This window comes from Paenarthrobacter sp. NPDC057355, from assembly GCF_042667405.1.
Taxonomy (GTDB): Bacteria; Actinomycetota; Actinomycetes; order Actinomycetales; family Micrococcaceae; genus Arthrobacter.
This window is the reverse complement of the sequence record NZ_JBHVAL010000003.1, coordinates 18,379-33,817: the sequence shown is the minus strand read 5'-3', so window position 1 is coordinate 33,817 and position 15,439 is coordinate 18,379. Positions and strand designations below refer to the sequence as shown.

Sequence of the window (15,439 nt, the reverse complement as noted above, 5' to 3'; positions counted from 1 at the left end):
TTGGCTACGCCCCGTACCTCGACAGCCGGTAATCCAGACCGGTCCGCACTGCTGGCCACTCGTGCTCGAGGATGGAAAACACCACCGTGTCGCGAAGCACGCCGTCCTTGGTGCGCGAGTGGTTCCGAAGCACCCCATCCTGCTTGGCCCCCAGACGCGCGATCGCCTCGCGGGACTGGTGGTTCAGCCAGTGCGTGCGGAACTCCACGGCCGGGCAGCCCAGGGTTTCAAACGCGTGCCTGAGCAGGAGCAGTTTGGAATCCGGGTTGGTTCCCGTGCCGTGCACCGACGCCGCGTTCCAGGTGGAGCCGATCTCCACGCGGGGGGTGGCGGCGTCGATGTTCATGTAGGGGTCATGCCGATGAGCTTGCCCGTAGCGTTGAGCCGAGTGGCGAAGGGCAGCATGGAACCCGCATCCTGAAGCGACCGGCGACGTTCAATTTCGGCTGCCATACCCTCCGGCGTGGGAACCGAGGTGTACCAAAGGGTCCACAAGTCACCGTCCCGGGCTGCGTCCACCAGACCATCGTGGTGCTCCGGCGCCAACGGCTCGAGGGTCACGAGTTTTCCGGTCAGGGTGATGGGTTCGATTGAAGTCACCCGGCCAGCCTAACCGGCTGCGAAGCCTAGTCGTTCCATTCGAAGAAGCCCTTACCCGTTTTGCGGCCGAGCTCGCCGCGCGCGACTTTGTCCCGCAGGATCTGCGGCGGGGCGAAGCGGTCACCAAGCGTGGAGTGCAAGTACTCGGCGATCCCCAGCCGGACGTCCAATCCCACTATGTCCGTGGTCTTCAGCGGGCCCGTGGGGTGCTTGTAGCCAAGAACCATCGCAGCGTCGATGTCCTTGGCGGACGCGACGCCTTCCTCGACCATGCGCATCGCTTCCAAGGCAATGGCCACGCCAAGCCTCGAGGAAGCAAAGCCGGGAGCGTCATTAACGACGACGGCGGTCTTGCCGAGTGCCTCCGTCCAGTTTTTCGCCGCTTCAGCCAGTTCCGGAGACGTCTCTTTCGCCAGCACCACTTCAATCAGCGTGGAGGCGGGCACCGGGTTGAAGAAGTGCAGCCCAACAAAGTTGGCGGGCCGGCGGAGTTCGTTGGCGAGTCCCGTGACGGACAGCGATGACGTGTTTGAAGCCAGGAACGCGTCCCCTGACAGATGGTCTTCCACGGCTTTGAGCGCTGAGACCTTGAGATCGAAATCTTCGGGAACAGCTTCCACCACCAGGCCGCAGTGGATGAAGGATTCGTAATCCGTGGAGGTGCTGCAGCGGGACATGGCCTCTTCGGCCGATTCATTGAGCGTGCCACGGGCTGCGGACTTCGCCACAGCGTCGGCAACCCGGGTGTGGGCGCCCGCTGCGGCCTCGTGATCGCGCTCCACCACGATCACCGTTGCGCCCTTGGTGAGGAAGGCGTGCGCGATGCCGGCGCCCATCCGGCCCCCGCCCAGGACTCCTACGACGTGCGGGATGGAGGGAGCGTCTGTCATTTCTGGGTCCTGTCCTGCGTAGTTTCGTCTGCTGTTTTCTTGTCCGACTTCTTGTCGAGGAACGCCTGCATGCGGTCAAACTTTGCCTGGGATTCGAAGAGTATGCCCTGCGCCAGGGTGTCGATGAGGGGGTGGGCCTCCGCTGGAGCATGGAACACCGACTTGGTGATGCGAACGGCCATCGGGTCCTGGCGACCGATCCGATCAGCGAGGGCGTGTGCAGCGTCCATCAGCTCCGGCGCTTCAACAATGGAGGTGATGAGGTTGATCCGGAGCGCTTCTTCGGCCCTCAGGACCGCGCCTGCCAAGAGGATCTCCTTGGCTTTCGGTTCCCCCACCAATTCCTTGAGGCGCCACGTGGCACCGGCGGCAGCCATGATGCCCAGGCCCGTCTCCGGGTTTCCGATCCGGACACTTGGCGTGCCGATCCGGAAGTCTGCGGCGTAAGCGAGCTCCGCTCCCCCGCCCAGGCAGTACCCGTCCAGGGCCGCAATAACCGGCATGGGCAGCCTGGCGATGCGGACAAAGATCGTTGAATTGATGCCCTGCAAAGCGTCGTCCCGACGCCGTTCACGCAACTGCCCAATGTCCGCACCAGAAGCAAACACCCCATCGGTTCCGGCGATGATCAGCACTTTCGGGTTGCGTTCCAGCTCGGCGCACACTGCGTGGAGTTCATCCACCATCGTCTGGTCGATCGCGTTGCGTACCTCTGGACGGTTCAGGAGGACGATGAGCCTGTCCTCCCGCTCTTCAATCAGGAGCGCTGAGAAGTCTTCAGGGTTCAGTGCCATTACACGCCTTCCAGCAGCATTGCAGTACCTTGGCCGACGCCGATGCACATAGTCGCCAGACCCAGCTTGGGTCCGGTCGCTGAGGCGAGTTCGCGCTCCATGCGGCCCAAGAGCGTAATGGCGATCCGTGAGCCGCTGGAACCGAGCGGGTGTCCCAAACTGATGGCACCGCCGTCGTTGTTAACGATGCCGGGGTCCAGCCCGAGGCGACGCATGCTCGCCAACGACTGGGTGGCGAAGGCTTCGTTGAGCTCTACGGCACCGAGCTGGTCAACAGCAACCCCGGTCCGGGCCAGGACTTTCTGCGTAGCCGGGACGGGGCCGATGCCCATGATCTCGGGTTCGCAACCTGCCGAAGCGCCGTCGATAATTCGGGCGCGGGGCGTGAGGCCGAATTTCTTGATGGCGGCTTCCGAAGCCACGATGATCGCCGACGCGCCGTCATTGAGGGTGGAAGAGTTGCCTGCGGTCACTACGGATCCACCAGGGACTACAGGCCGTAACCCGGCCAGCACATCCATGGTGGTTCCCTCGCGGGGGCCCTCGTCGGTGTCGACCACGGTTTCGGACTTCCGGGTTTTGACGGTTACCGGAACGATCTCGTCCTTGAACCGACCCCCGGCTATGGCTGCCAGGGCGCGCTCATGTGAACGAACAGCCAAGGCGTCTGCGTCCTCACGGGAGATGTTGTCCACCCGGCCCACTTCCTCTGCAGTTTCCGGCATGGAGTAGGTCATCTTGCCGTCCCGGGACAGCTCACCCTTGGTGAAGAGCGGGTTGGCGAAGCGCCAGCCGATCGAAGTGTCGAAGATTTGGCCCGGCTTGGCGAACGCCGTGGCGGGCTTCTCCTGCACCCACGGCGCACGGCTCATGGACTCGACGCCACCGGCCACCACAATGTCCGCGGCACCGGACTTGATCATCTGGCTGGCCATGATGATGGCGCTCAGGCCGGAGGCACAGAGCCTGTTGACCGTGATGCCAGGGATGTGGAGGGGAAGTCCGGTCAGGAGGGTTGCCATGCGGGCGACGTTGCGGTTCTCCTCACCGGCGCCATTGGCGTTGCCAAGGATCACCTCGTCAATGGAGTCAGGGTCGACGCCGGCACGCGCCACCGCTTCCCGGACCACCAATGCTGCGAGGTCGTCGGGGCGGACGGAGGACAGTGCGCCACCGTAGCGCCCGACAGGCGTACGTGCGCCGCCAACAAGAAAAGCCTCGACCATGAGAACATCCTTCGCGAAAGTGAGAGGGACCGGCACGGAATAATATACCGACCGTTCGTTCTATAAAGATTACACGGCCCAGCGGGACGGTCAACAGATGAAGCTCTCCGCCGGACCGCCCCTCCACCACCTCAGATCACCCGGATTCCAAGATGTCCGGCCAGCAAGGGCGCCATCAAGCTCAGCTGGTAATCGTCGATGACAACCCCTGCCAGCCCGGCCAAGCCGTTGATTCCCCGGAACTCCGAGGTCCGCAAGTCCACGTCCTTGAGCTTGGCACCGGTGACATCCAGGGTGCCGATCGTGCAGTTCTTCAGCGCCACCCTGGTCCCCGCGCAACCGCCGAGATCGAGCTCGTTGATGATGCAATCCGAGATCTGGACGTCCATGAGCTTGGAGCCGCGCAGATTCACGTAGTCCAGCTTGCCGCCGTCGATCCGGACTGAACGCCAGGTGCCCTCGTAGAGTTCGGCCGAACCCCATCGCGGGTTGGTGATCTCCACATCCTGCCAGGACGTCCGCGCAGCCATCAGTACGGGCGCATACGGCTCAGCCAGAACGCACTCGCGGAACGTTGCCCCGCGCAGTTGTGCCTCGTTGAAGGACACCCCGTTGAACTCACACTCGATGAAATCCGCACCACTGAGTTCCTCGCCGTCCGCGGAAACCTTGGTGAGCCGGACGCCGTCGTACCGTTCGCCGCGCTGGAAGTCCGGGGCGTCGTCGTCGCGCAGTTCCTCAAACCGCACCGGGGAAATCTTGGGGGCCGCAACCTTCGCTGCCATCAGAGCGACTCCGCTTTCGCCGCGATCTCCGCGAGGTCCTTGCCGAGGGCCTTGCGGGTGATGCCCATCCCGATCTTTCCGAACAAGGCCATGCCGATCCGGCTCAGGAGCGTGGGCTTGATGACCTCGGCGCCGAACGTGAGGGTGAGGTCCGTGCCGCCGCCGCGTTCCACGAGGTCGAAGCGGGTGGTGTAGTCCGCCCCGCCTTGGAGTGCCTTCACGGTGGTCCTGCGGGGCGGATCCGATTGCGATACCCACATCTCGACGGTTTCCTGCCGGCCCATCATGGTACGCGTTTCCTTCCAGCGGGTGCCCTCGCCATACGGACCCTTACTGAGCATCTGGATGGAATGAATGCCGGACAGGGTACCTGCCGAGCCGGGGATGTCCGAGATGACGGCCCAGACTTTCTCCGGAACGGCGTTTACGTGCTGCGTCAAGGTGGTGGTGTGCTCCATACATCGAGCCTAGACCCGAGCTACGACACTCCCAACTGACTGGCATTAGTGGTTGTTCTGGGCGCTCAAAACAACCACTAATGCCAGTCAGTTGGGAGCGAGTACGTGCGGCCTGTGGATAACCGCCCGCCCGCATCAGGAATTTGCCAGCATGGAGGAATGCGCATTCCCAAGCAGCTGCCTGATCGCCTTAAAGTCGCCCCTTTCACCTGGCAAGAAGCGCTCGACGCCGGCGTCTCCCGTCAGCGGTGGAGGCACAGGGGGCTGGACTCACCAAGCAGAGGCATACGGAGCCCCGCTTCGGACAACGCGATGGGACTCTCCGTGGCGATCCGGCCCTACACCGTCATTACGCCGTTTTCCGCGGCATCCCACGCTACGGCGTTCGTGCTCTGGGAATTTCCTGGATTCCTGCCGGGCAGCCATGAATCCGTCATCCACATTTCCCGGCCCGACACCATGGCAATCCCGAGGAGGAAAGGTGTGGTGGGACATGTCGGACAGTTCTTCGAGGACGAAATTGCCAACCACAACGGATTGTTGATCACCAGCAGGGCACGGACGTGGCTCGATTGCTCCCGGAAGATGAGCATTGACGAGATCACCGTCGTGGCTGATCACCTGCTGCGGGTACCACGGGTTGAGTTCGAGGGGCGCAGCGATCCTTACTGCACGCGCGAAGATCTTGAAACCATGCTGGACCGCCACAAAGGAACGCCCGGAATCAGGAAGGCGCGCCTTGCCTTGGAGCAGGCCCGCGTCGGAGCCGATTCCGCGCCCGAAACGCGGCTTCGGCTGGCACTTGAGCGGGCAAAGTTGCCGCAAGTGGAGGTCAACCGGCCCACCGAACTGGGTTCCGGCGTCGTGCGTCAACCCGACCTTTCCTGTCCCGGGCTCCGGGTGGCAGTCGAATATGACGGCGAGGGCCACTCGGATCCTGCCCAAATTATCCGCGACATTGAGCGGGAAGAAGATTTCAGTCGAGCCGGATGGACCCTTGTTCGCATTTCAAAACGCCACATGGGAAACGACGCTCGCCAAGCTGTATCCAAAGTCCGGAATGCGCTGATTGGGCAAGGTTGGACGCCCATGTAACTGGCATTAGTGGTTGTTCTGAGGGCTCATAACAACCACTAATGCCAGTCAGTTGCTAGCTGAACAGTTCGCTCTTGGGCTCGTTGTTCTTGACCTTCTGCCAGCCAAGCCACAGAACCAGGGCGAAGAACGGGATGGTCGCCAGGGTCCAGAGGCCCAGGAGGAAGACCTCGCCCGTGGCTTTGTCGGTCATGGTGTCGAAACCGATCAGCACGGTGATGGCCAGCAGTGCCACGAGGCCCAGCCAGCTGGTCCACGGCGAACCGGGCATCGGCAGGGATGACACCTTGCCCTTTTTATGACGCAGGGCGATCTGGCTTGCGAAGATCGAACCCCAAGTGAAGATGACGCCAATGGAGGCGGTGTTCAGCGCGAGGTCGAAAGCGTGCGAACCACCGAGCCAGATGTTCAGCAGGATGCCCACCAGGTACACGCCACCAATGGCCAGGATGGCCGCGTACGGGACGTGGCGCGAGGACATCTTTGTCAGCCACTGCGGGGCGTGGCCGTTGTTGGCCATGGTGCGGAAGATGCGGCCGATCGAGTACAGGCCGGAGTTGCAGGAGGACAGCGCGGCGGTGATGACGATCATGTTCATCACATCGCCCATCCAGCCCAGGCCCATCTGCCCGAAGACCGTCACGAACGGCGAGGTGCCGGCCTTGTACTGATCGGAGGGCAGCAGCATGGCAAGCAGAGTCACGGAACCGACGTAGAACACCACAATGCGGACGACGACGGCGCGGATCGCCTTGGGAACTTCGCGTTCCGGGTTCTCCATCTCACCGGCGGTGATCCCGACGAGTTCAATGGCGTTGTAGGCGAAGATCACGGCGTTGAGGACCAGGATCATCACGAGGCCGCCCTTAGGGAACATGCCGCCTTCATCATGGAAGAGGTTGGCTACGGACGCGTGGCCCTCGCCGACCTTGGCGTTGGTGACAACCATGAACGTGCCAACAGCCAGGAAGATCACGATCGCGGCAACCTTGAGGCAGGAAGCCCAGAATTCGAATTCTCCGAACGCCTTGACACTGAACAGGTTCACGGCCACCAACAGCACCAATGCTGCGATGGCGGACAGTTCAATCGGCACGTTGGGGAAGAAGAACTGGAAGTACAGACCGATTGCGATGAGCTCGGCGATGCCTGTCATGGCCCAGTTGATGAAGTACATCCAACCGGACAGGTAGGCGCCCTTCTTGCCGAACATTTCGCCGGCGTAGCTCACGAAGGAACCGGAGGTCTGGCGGTACATGATGAGTTCGCCGAGGGCGCGCATCAGCAGGTAGGCGATGACGCCGGCAATGGCGTAGGAGAAAATCAGGGCCGGGCCGGTGGAGGCCAGGCGGCCACCGGCACCCATGAAGAGGCCGACGCCGATGGCGCCACCCATGGCGATCATGGTGACGTGGCGGCGGCTCAGGGTCTTCTTGTATCCCTCGGCGCTGAGGGAGGAACCGACGGCGGTGGTTGAGGCCGTCTGGTTCTTGAGATCTGTGGGGGTACTTTGCGGCACAGCTGTTCCTTGTGGGTCGGGGTGTTGCTGTTGGGGTTGCGCCGGTGCCGGAGCACGGGCGGATTTGGCACACAAAATTCGGGTTTTTCCCGTTTGAGGGACCCGCTGTGTGACGCATGCCGCAGAACGCCGAACGTTCGCGCAACCCGTCCATCTTACGGCATGTGACGGCCGACCCGTGACGCAGGCAACAGCTGGCACCACCCCGCCGCCGCTACGCGACGGCGGTAGCCCGCTTCCTGCGGGCCTTCGCCAAGCGCGTACCGATGAGGCCCTGCCGTGGGCTGAACAGATATACGACGGCGAACACGGCACCTTGGGTGACCACCACCATGGCGCCGGAAGCCGTGTCCAGGTAGTAGCTCAGGTAGATGCCCGTCACGGAGCACACCACTGAGATCACCGGCGCGATGACCAGCATGCGCGAGAACCTGTCAGTCAGCAGATAGGCCGTGGCGCCAGGGATGATCAGCATGGCCACCACCAAGACCACGCCCACGGTCTGCAGGGCCACCACCGATGTCAGGGCAAGCAAGCCCAGCAGCAAGGCCCCCAGACGGCGCGGCGAGAGGCCGATCGCGTGCGCATGCGTGGGGTCGAAGGCATAGAGGGTGAGGTCGCGGCGCTTGAGGATGAGGATGGCGAAAGCCACCACCCCAAGGACCACCACCTGGACCAGGTCAGCCATGCTGACGCCCAGCAGGTTGCCGAAAATGATGTGGTTGAGGTCGGTCTGGCTCGGCGTCACGGAGATCAGCACCAGTCCCAGGGCGAACAGCGACGTGAACACAATGCCGATTGCCGCATCCTCCTTCACCCGGCTCGTGTTCCGCACTACCCCGATCAGGGTCACCGCGATGAGCGCGAAAACCAACGCACCGAGCGCGAAAGGCGCCCCCACAATGTAGGCAAGCACGACGCCGGGCAGCACCGCATGCGAGACAGCGTCGCCCATGAGGGACCAGCCGATGAGGACGAGCCAGCAGCTCAGGACCGCGCACACGACGGCGGCAATAGCAGTTGTCGCGAGGGCACGGACCATGAAGTCGTAGCTAAGGGGTTCCAGCAGGAATTCCATTGCTCAGCCCCTGTTCATGACGTCGAGTCCGAAGGCCATGGCCAGGTTTTCCGGTTGCAGCACAACGTCCGGGCTACCGTGCATGAGCACCTTCCGCATCAGGAGCACGGCCTCATCGCAGAGCTGCGGGAGGGCGTGAAGATCGTGCGTGGACACCAGGATGGTGGCACCATCTGCGGCGAGCTCGCGAAGGAGCCTGGTGATCGTAGCCTCGGAGCGCTTGTCCACGCCGGCAAACGGTTCGTCCAGCAGCATCATGGTGGCACCTTGGGCAATGCCCCTGGCCACGAATGCCCGCTTCTTTTGGCCGCCGGACAGTTGTCCTATCTGGCGGTCGGCGAACTCGCCCAACTCCACGCGTTCCAAGGCATTTTCGACGGCGTCGCGGTCCACTTTCCGGGGGCGGCGCGTCAAGCCAAGTTGCCCGTAGCGGCCCATCATCACCACATCGCGGACGGACAAGGGAAAGGCCCAGTCCACATCTTCGCTCTGGGGAACATAGCCGATGCCGGCCTCTTTGCGGATCTTCACGGGCGGGTGGCCGTTGATGAGTACCTTGCCACTGTCCGGCTTCACCATGCCCATAATTGTCTTGAACAGGGTGGACTTGCCCGAACCGTTCATGCCCACGAGCCCGCAGATCCGCGAATGGTCGAGGGTCAGTGACGCCGAATCCAGGGCCAGGACGTCTCCGTAGTGGACCGTCACATTGTCGACGACGATTGCCGGTGTGCTCATTGGGCGCCTCCTGTCAGTGCCGTGGTGATGGTCTTCGCATCATGGCGGATGAGGTCCAGGTAGGTAGGCACTGGTCCATCGGCTTCCGACAGCGAGTCAACGTAGAGCACCCCGCCGAATGTGGCACCGGTGGCACCGACTACCTGCCGCATGGGGGCATCGGACACCGTGGATTCACAGAAGACTGCGGGGACCTGGTTGTCCTTGACGAACTCGATGGCCCGGGCAATCTGCTGGGGCGTAGCCTGCTGTTCAGCGTTCACTGCCCAGATGTAGACCTCTTTGAGGCCGGCATCCCTGGCGAGATAGGAGAAGGCGCCCTCACAGGTCACCAACGCCCGGTGTGCTTCAGGAAGAACGGACAACTTGGACACCATTTCATCCTGGACGGTCTGGAGTTCGGCGCTGTAAGCCTTCGCATTGGCTTCGTATGCCGACGCGTTGGCGGGGTCCAGCTTGGCGAAAGCCTTGGCCATGTTGCCGGCGTACAGCTGAACGTTCCTGGGCGACATCCAGGCGTGCGGATTTGGTTTGCCCTGGTAGGAGTCTTCCGCGATGGGCATGACGTCCACGCCTTCGCTCACGACGGCGTGCGGGACGTCCAGGCCTTCGACGAACTGGGAGAACCAGGCTTCGAGGTTGAGGCCGTTGTCCAGGATGAGGTCTGCCTGGGCGGCTTTGCGGATATCCCCGGGGGTGGGCTCGTAGCCATGGATTTCGGCCCCTGCCTTGGTGATGGACTCCACGCGCAGCTTGTCCCCGGCGACGTTCTTGGCGACGTCGGCCAGCACCGTGAATGTAGTCAGGACAACGGGCCGGTTGTCGTTGCTGGCAGGCGAGGCACCCCCGCAGGCGGACAAGCCCACAATCAGGGCAAGCGCGGCGAGGACAGCAGCCAGACGGCGGACAACTTTGGCGCGCCGAAATGAAAAGTTAGGCATACCGAAAAGTGTAGCCAAGCGGGGGCTGCGCGGCAAAGCTAGGCTGGACACATGGGCACTCTTCACACCAAGGCATCTTTGTACAGGTTTACTGCCCTGGATGCCCTTGCCGTGGCCGCCTATCTCGGTTTCACCCTCTACTTCACCTTCGCCGGCGGAGCGGTACAACGGCTCATGCTTCAGCTGTTCGCGGACCCGGCCACCGCATCCTATGCGGTCAACGCGATCTTCTATGCCGGCGTCGGAATATTTGCGGTGGCGTCAGCCTGGCGCGTGGTGGGGCGCGACCTCAAGATCCTGGGAACCCGGCCGTGGTTCACCCTGGGCATGATTCCGCTCGCGATCGTGGTGATGCTCATCCTCACAGCGATCCTGGTCGCCGCCTTCGGGACCGCCCAGAGTTCCGAGAACCAGCTGGGCATCCAGGGATTGCTGCAGCATGTTCCGGCCTGGCTTATGGTGCCGTTGCTGGTGGTTCTGGGGCCGTTCGTGGAGGAGTACCTGTTCCGCCACCTGTTGATCGGGAAGTTGTCGCAGCGTGTGAATATCTGGATTTGCTGCGTGATCTCCGTGGTGGTCTTTGCTTCGATCCATGTGGTGGGCCGTGAAGGCCTGGTGTTGTCAGCCCTGGCACCCTACCTGGGGATGGCCACGGTCCTGGTGGCCGTGTATGTCTGGACGGGGAAGAACCTGATGTTCTCTTACTTCGTGCATGCCGCGAAGAACCTGATGGCCGTTGTGCTGATCTACGCGGTGCCCCCGGAGCTCCTCCCCAACTGAGTAACAGCAAACGTCCCACTAAGCCCTCATTGCGACATCTGCTGTTACCTACTTGGGTAACCCGGACGGAAGGTGACCGCATCCCCCTACCCAGCCACCCGCCGTCGGAATAGCTTGGGGGCATGTCACTGAACATCCAGGTAGTAGTCGATTGCAAAAAGCCCCACGACCTCGCCGATTGGTGGGCTGAGACCCTCGAATGGAAGGTGGAGCCCCAGGACGAGGCGTTCATCCGCTCCATGATCGAGCAGGGCTTCGCGACGCAGGACCAGACCATCACGCACAACGGCAAACTCGTCTGGGCCGATGGCTGCGCGATTGTTCCGGCCGAGGACCCGGACCCCAAGACCGGCCGGCGCATCCTCTTTCAGACGGACCCGAACGACAAGACCGTGAAGAACCGGGTGCACTGGGACGTCCGACTGGACGGCCGGGACAAGGATGCTGTGCGCAAGGAACTGGAAGCCCGCGGCGCCAGGCACCTGTGGACCGCCAGCCAGGGACCCCACGAATGGCACACCATGGCAGACCCGGAAGGCAACGAGTTCTGCATCAGCTGAGGCCATTACTAGACTCGGAGTGTGAACAACGATCTCCCTGCCAAGGTTTCCGACATCTTTGACCCATCGCGCTGGCGCACAGTTTCCGGCTTCGATGACTTCAAGGACATGACGTACCACCGGCAGGTTGAGCGTTCCGCCGACGGCTCGGTCAAGGACCTCCCCACCGTCCGCATCGCCTTCAACCGCCCCGAAGTCCGCAATGCGTTCCGCCCGGGCACCGTGGATGAGCTCTACCGCGCCATGGACCACGCCCGGATGACCCCCGACGTCGCGACGGTTCTGCTCACCGGCAACGGTCCCTCCGAGAAGGACGGCGGCCACTCGTTCTGCTCCGGTGGAGACCAGCGGATCCGTGGGCGCGACGGCTACCGCTACGCAGAGGGCGACACACAGGAGACCATCGATCCCGCCCGCGCCGGCCGACTCCACATCCTGGAAGTCCAGCGGCTCATGCGGACGATGCCCAAGGTGGTCATCGCCGTCGTCAACGGTTGGGCGGCAGGCGGTGGGCACTCGCTGCACGTCGTCAGCGACCTCACCATCGCCTCGCGCGAGCACGGCAAGTTCAAGCAGACGGACGCCACAGTGGGAAGTTTCGACGCCGGATACGGCTCTGCGCTGCTGGCCCGCCAGATCGGGCAGAAGGCCGCGCGTGAGATCTTCTTCCTTGCCCGCGAGTATTCCGCAGAGGACATGGTCCGCATGGGCGCAGTCAACGAAGCCGTGGACCACGAACGACTGGAAGAGGTCGCCCTCGAGTACGCTGCGGACATCGCCCGCCAGTCGCCCCAAGCCATCCGCATGCTCAAATTCGCCTTCAACCTGGCTGACGACGGGCTCGCCGGGCAGCAGGTCTTCGCCGGCGAGGCCACACGCCTTGCGTACATGACGGACGAAGCCGTGGAGGGGAAGGAAGCCTTCCTCCAGAAGCGCGATCCCGACTGGTCCAGCTTCCCCTACTACTTCTAGGACCGGCCGTGGATATCGATCCGATTCTCAAAGCACTCGCCGCCGCCCTCCACGGTGAGGGTCCCGCCGTCGAAATCGTCACGGACGCATCCGGCCAGCCCAGTGCGGTTCCTGTGGAGACCGGCGTGGAGGATGCGGCGCTGGTGGTCCGCACCTCCGGTTCCACCGGGACGCCCAAGGCGACCGTGCTGACCATCGATGCGCTGGCGGCGTCATCCGTGGCAACGGCCATGGCCCTGCGTGGCGAAGGTCAGTGGCTGTTGGCACTCCCCCTGCAGTACGTGGCCGGCGCGCAGGTACTGGTCCGCTCGCTCTTCGCCGGAACGCGCCCGTGGGTGATGGACCAGTCGAACGGCTTCACACCGGAGGCCTTCGCCGCCGCAGCGGAGGAACTGACGGACAAGATCCGCTTCACGTCCCTGGTACCAACGCAGCTTCAGCGGCTTCTGGACTCCCCTGCCCCGGAAACCCTGGCCGTCCTGCGGCGCTTCAATGCGATCCTGTTGGGCGGCGCCCCTGCATCGCCGGAGCTCCTTGCGGCGGCGCACGCCGAGGGACTGCACGTGGTCACCACCTACGGCTCCGCCGAGACGTGCGGCGGGTGCGTGTACGACGGCGAGCCACTGGACGGCGTCGAAATCCGCCTTGGCGAGGGCGAGCTGGAAGGCCGTGTCCTGCTGGGTGGCGACACCGTGGCGGCCGGTTACCTGGATGCCGCTGAAGCTTCCGGGAGGGCTTTCTTCGAGGAGGACGGCACCCGCTGGTACGTCACCGGCGACCTCGGCGAGCTCTCTTCGGACGGCAAGCTGACCGTGCTCGGGCGTGCCGACGACGTCATCATCACCGGCGGCGTCAAAGCCTCCGCCGCGTACATCCAAAGCAAGCTGGAGGAGCTCGACGGCGTCAATGCGGCTTTCGTCGCCGGCGTGCCGTCGCGGGAGTGGGGGCAGGCAGTTGCTGCCTACATCGCGGTCGAGGACCCAAGCCGCGAAGGAATCAGCGGTTTTACGGCGAGAAGGGAAGCCGCCCTGGGCATCCTGGCGCCCAAAACGGTCCTTGCCGACAGGGAATTGCTGATGCTGCCCAACGGAAAACCGGACAGGCTGGCCATGATTGAACTTCTTTCCAATCTCCATCAGGGACAATAGACAAGTTCTTCCCCCAACTGAGATCAAACGCGAAACACACGAGGTACGACACGTGGCGACAGCTGCACAATGGATCCAAGGAGCCCGGCTCCGCACCCTGCCCGCGGCAATTGCGCCAGTCCTGATCGGTTCGGCAGCGGCGTACGAGCTCCAGGCTTTCCGGTTGCCGAACGCGATCCTGGCGGCGCTCGTTGCGCTTCTGCTCCAGATCGGGGTCAACTACGCCAACGACTACTCCGACGGCATCCGAGGAACCGATGAGGACAGGGTGGGCCCCCTGCGATTGGTGGGTTCCGGCGCAGCGAGGCCGGAACAAGTGAAGTGGGCGGCGTTTGGCCTGTTTGGTGCCGCGATGGTGTGCGGCCTCATCCTGGTGATCATCACCCAGACGTGGTGGCTGATCCTGGTGGGCATCGGATGCGTCCTTGCAGCATGGGGTTACACCGGTGGCAAGAACCCCTATGGCTACATGGGCCTGGGCGATGTGTTCGTGTTCGTGTTCTTCGGCCTGGTTGCCACGCTCGGAACCACGTACACGCAGGCCGGACAGGTCAGCCTGGCGGCCGTCATCGGCGCGATCGGCACGGGCCTCATTGCGTGTGCGTTGCTGATGGCCAACAACGTCCGCGACATCCCCACGGACACCGCGGCAGGAAAGCGGACTCTGGCCGTCCGTCTGGGCGACCGGCACGCCCGGGAAAGCTATGTGCTGATGCTCGCGGTGGCCATCCTGTTGGTGATCGTCCTTGCGCCCACCAAGCCGTGGATGCTGATCGTGTTGCTGCTGATCCCCGCGTGCCTCATGCCGGCGTGGCTGATGGTGAACGGGAAGAAGCGCAAGAGCCTGATCCCGGTGCTCAAGCAGACCGGTCTGATCAACCTCGGCTACAGCCTGCTGTTCTCGCTGGGCCTCATCCTGAGCCGCGGCTTCTGAGTTTTTGTACAGATAACGCCCCTAAGAAGCCTTCTTAGGGGCGTTATCTGTACAAAAACTCCTAGAGGGAGCCGGGGCGTTTGTCGTTGTTGATGGCTACGTCGGGGTTCTGCTCCACCAGGGTGTCCTCGGCGTCGGCGTCTTCAACCTCGCTGGCGGTACGGATGGGCTTGGCCCGCCCGGAGAAACGTTCGCGCATCGCGGCTGTGGCGTCGTCGCGCTGTTTCTGGAAAAACAGGTAGGAGACGGCAAAGGCGATCACCCCGGCACAGATCACGGCCAGGAACGCACCAGTGCCCAAAAAGTTGAAAAGCACGAACAACGGCACGAACAGTGCCAAGCGGATGAGGGAATACTTCAGGAAAGCCACCATCCAAGTTTAGCCGCCCTGATGGTTGCACTCTGATCACAGCCCAAACCGGGGCACGCAGTGAACGGCTTCCGGGCACTAGACTTGATGCATGCTCCGCGTTATTGGCGTCGTCGTCGTCCTTGTTGTCTTCGTCTATGCCCTGGTGGATGTCATACGTACGGACCGCCACCAGACGCGCGGCATTTCGAAGACCGCCTGGATCATCGTGATGATTGTCCTGCCGGTGTTGGGCGCCGTTTTGTGGTTCATTTTCGGCCGCCCGTACAACAAGCCCACGGCAGCGCCCGCGCGGCGCCACCCCACCGCACCGGATGACGACCCCGAGTTCCTCCGCAACCTGGAAACCCGGCGCCGCAACCAGGCCGAACAGGACCGCCTGAAAAAGCTCAAGGCGGACCTCGAAGCCAAAGAGCGCAAACTCCACGACAAGTCATCCGGTGGCACAAGCGATGGCAAGGGTTTCGGCTCGGGCGATGATGCCACAAGCAGTGGGCCGGATGCGCACGATACCGACGAGCTGAAGTAGGCGATTATGGCCCAGCAAGCTG

Annotated in this window: 18 protein-coding genes and 1 pseudogene; 7 read left to right on the top strand and 12 right to left on the bottom strand. The window is 63.1% G+C overall.

Annotated elements, in window-relative coordinates; genetic code table 11:
* Positions 1 to 4 precede the first annotated feature (4 nt).
* The 7 genes and pseudogenes from ACFUOZ_RS05680 to ACFUOZ_RS05650 form a co-directional block, all read right to left on the bottom strand.
* Positions 5 to 355, bottom strand: a pseudogene (locus ACFUOZ_RS05680) (GNAT family N-acetyltransferase); the annotation flags it as partial.
* A complete protein-coding gene (locus tag ACFUOZ_RS05675) occupies positions 343 to 600 on the bottom strand; it encodes a GNAT family N-acetyltransferase (RefSeq protein ID WP_377545627.1) in 258 nt (85 codons plus the stop codon). The gene ACFUOZ_RS05675 and the pseudogene ACFUOZ_RS05680, both read right to left, overlap by 13 nt.
* 26 nt (positions 601 to 626) lie before the next feature.
* A complete protein-coding gene (locus ACFUOZ_RS05670; protein WP_377545625.1) occupies positions 627 to 1,490 on the bottom strand; it encodes a 3-hydroxyacyl-CoA dehydrogenase family protein in 864 nt (287 codons plus the stop codon).
* Positions 1,487 to 2,284 carry an enoyl-CoA hydratase/isomerase family protein gene (locus ACFUOZ_RS05665; protein ID WP_377545623.1) on the bottom strand — a complete coding sequence of 266 codons (798 nt, stop codon included), beginning with the start codon at positions 2,282 to 2,284 and terminating at the stop codon, positions 1,487 to 1,489. The genes ACFUOZ_RS05670 and ACFUOZ_RS05665 overlap by 4 nt, the downstream gene beginning before the upstream one ends.
* Complete coding sequence (locus ACFUOZ_RS05660) at positions 2,284 to 3,510, bottom strand: thiolase family protein (RefSeq protein WP_377545621.1); 1,227 nt, start codon at positions 3,508 to 3,510, stop codon at positions 2,284 to 2,286. The genes ACFUOZ_RS05665 and ACFUOZ_RS05660 overlap by 1 nt, the downstream gene beginning before the upstream one ends.
* A 131-nt stretch (positions 3,511 to 3,641) precedes the next feature.
* Positions 3,642 to 4,298 (bottom strand): pentapeptide repeat-containing protein, encoded by a 657-nt coding sequence (locus tag ACFUOZ_RS05655; protein ID WP_377545987.1) that lies wholly within the window; start codon positions 4,296 to 4,298, stop codon positions 3,642 to 3,644.
* On the bottom strand, positions 4,295 to 4,753 hold the full coding sequence (locus ACFUOZ_RS05650) for an SRPBCC family protein (protein ID WP_377545619.1): 459 nt from the start codon (positions 4,751 to 4,753) through the stop codon (positions 4,295 to 4,297). The genes ACFUOZ_RS05655 and ACFUOZ_RS05650 overlap by 4 nt, the downstream gene beginning before the upstream one ends.
* Positions 4,754 to 4,912: 159 nt before the next feature.
* Here ACFUOZ_RS05650 and ACFUOZ_RS05645 point away from each other — a divergent pair, with 159 nt between their 5' ends.
* A complete protein-coding gene (locus tag ACFUOZ_RS05645; RefSeq protein WP_377545617.1) occupies positions 4,913 to 5,848 on the top strand; it encodes a DUF559 domain-containing protein in 936 nt (311 codons plus the stop codon).
* A 55-nt stretch (positions 5,849 to 5,903) separates the two neighbouring features.
* Here ACFUOZ_RS05645 and ACFUOZ_RS05640 read toward each other — a convergent pair whose 3' ends face one another.
* The 4 genes from ACFUOZ_RS05640 to ACFUOZ_RS05625 form a co-directional block, all read right to left on the bottom strand.
* Positions 5,904 to 7,367, bottom strand: a complete 1,464-nt coding sequence (locus ACFUOZ_RS05640; RefSeq protein ID WP_377545615.1) for an amino acid permease — start codon at positions 7,365 to 7,367, stop codon at positions 5,904 to 5,906.
* 214 nt (positions 7,368 to 7,581) lie between these two features.
* Positions 7,582 to 8,445, bottom strand: coding sequence for a metal ABC transporter permease (locus tag ACFUOZ_RS05635; protein WP_377545613.1), 864 nt, complete (start codon positions 8,443 to 8,445; stop codon positions 7,582 to 7,584).
* 3 nt (positions 8,446 to 8,448) lie between these two features.
* Positions 8,449 to 9,183 (bottom strand): metal ABC transporter ATP-binding protein, encoded by a 735-nt coding sequence (locus ACFUOZ_RS05630; protein WP_377545611.1) that lies wholly within the window; start codon positions 9,181 to 9,183, stop codon positions 8,449 to 8,451.
* Positions 9,180 to 10,124, bottom strand: coding sequence for a metal ABC transporter substrate-binding protein (locus ACFUOZ_RS05625; RefSeq protein ID WP_377545609.1), 945 nt, complete (start codon positions 10,122 to 10,124; stop codon positions 9,180 to 9,182). Before ACFUOZ_RS05625 ends, ACFUOZ_RS05630 begins: the two co-directional genes overlap by 4 nt.
* A gap of 51 nt (positions 10,125 to 10,175) precedes the next feature.
* On the opposite strand from ACFUOZ_RS05625, the gene ACFUOZ_RS05620 reads away from it, so the two are divergent.
* The 5 genes from ACFUOZ_RS05620 to ACFUOZ_RS05600 all read left to right on the top strand — a co-directional run bounded on the left by ACFUOZ_RS05620 (position 10,176) and on the right by ACFUOZ_RS05600 (position 14,518).
* The gene (locus tag ACFUOZ_RS05620; protein WP_377545607.1) at positions 10,176 to 10,904 is read left to right on the top strand and encodes a CPBP family intramembrane glutamic endopeptidase; all 729 of its coding nucleotides are present in this window, start codon (positions 10,176 to 10,178) and stop codon (positions 10,902 to 10,904) included.
* Positions 10,905 to 11,026: 122 nt separating this feature from the next.
* Positions 11,027 to 11,464, top strand: coding sequence for a VOC family protein (locus tag ACFUOZ_RS05615; protein WP_377545605.1), 438 nt, complete (start codon positions 11,027 to 11,029; stop codon positions 11,462 to 11,464).
* Positions 11,465 to 11,485: 21 nt separating this feature from the next.
* Positions 11,486 to 12,436, top strand: a complete 951-nt coding sequence (locus ACFUOZ_RS05610) for a 1,4-dihydroxy-2-naphthoyl-CoA synthase (protein WP_262275861.1) — start codon at positions 11,486 to 11,488, stop codon at positions 12,434 to 12,436.
* Positions 12,437 to 12,444: 8 nt separating this feature from the next.
* Positions 12,445 to 13,584: an AMP-binding protein gene (locus ACFUOZ_RS05605; protein ID WP_377545602.1), complete on the top strand. Its 1,140-nt coding sequence runs from the start codon at positions 12,445 to 12,447 to the stop codon at positions 13,582 to 13,584.
* Between the two features lie 52 nt (positions 13,585 to 13,636).
* Positions 13,637 to 14,518, top strand: a complete 882-nt coding sequence (locus ACFUOZ_RS05600; RefSeq protein WP_377545600.1) for a 1,4-dihydroxy-2-naphthoate polyprenyltransferase — start codon at positions 13,637 to 13,639, stop codon at positions 14,516 to 14,518.
* Positions 14,519 to 14,579: 61 nt separating this feature from the next.
* On the opposite strand, the gene ACFUOZ_RS05595 is transcribed toward ACFUOZ_RS05600, so the two are convergent.
* Positions 14,580 to 14,891: a DUF4229 domain-containing protein gene (locus tag ACFUOZ_RS05595; RefSeq protein ID WP_377545598.1), complete on the bottom strand. Its 312-nt coding sequence runs from the start codon at positions 14,889 to 14,891 to the stop codon at positions 14,580 to 14,582.
* Positions 14,892 to 14,979: 88 nt separating this feature from the next.
* Between ACFUOZ_RS05595 and ACFUOZ_RS05590 the strand changes: the two genes are divergently transcribed.
* Positions 14,980 to 15,417 (top strand): PLD nuclease N-terminal domain-containing protein, encoded by a 438-nt coding sequence (locus ACFUOZ_RS05590; RefSeq protein ID WP_377545596.1) that lies wholly within the window; start codon positions 14,980 to 14,982, stop codon positions 15,415 to 15,417.
* Positions 15,418 to 15,439: the final 22 nt, after the last annotated feature.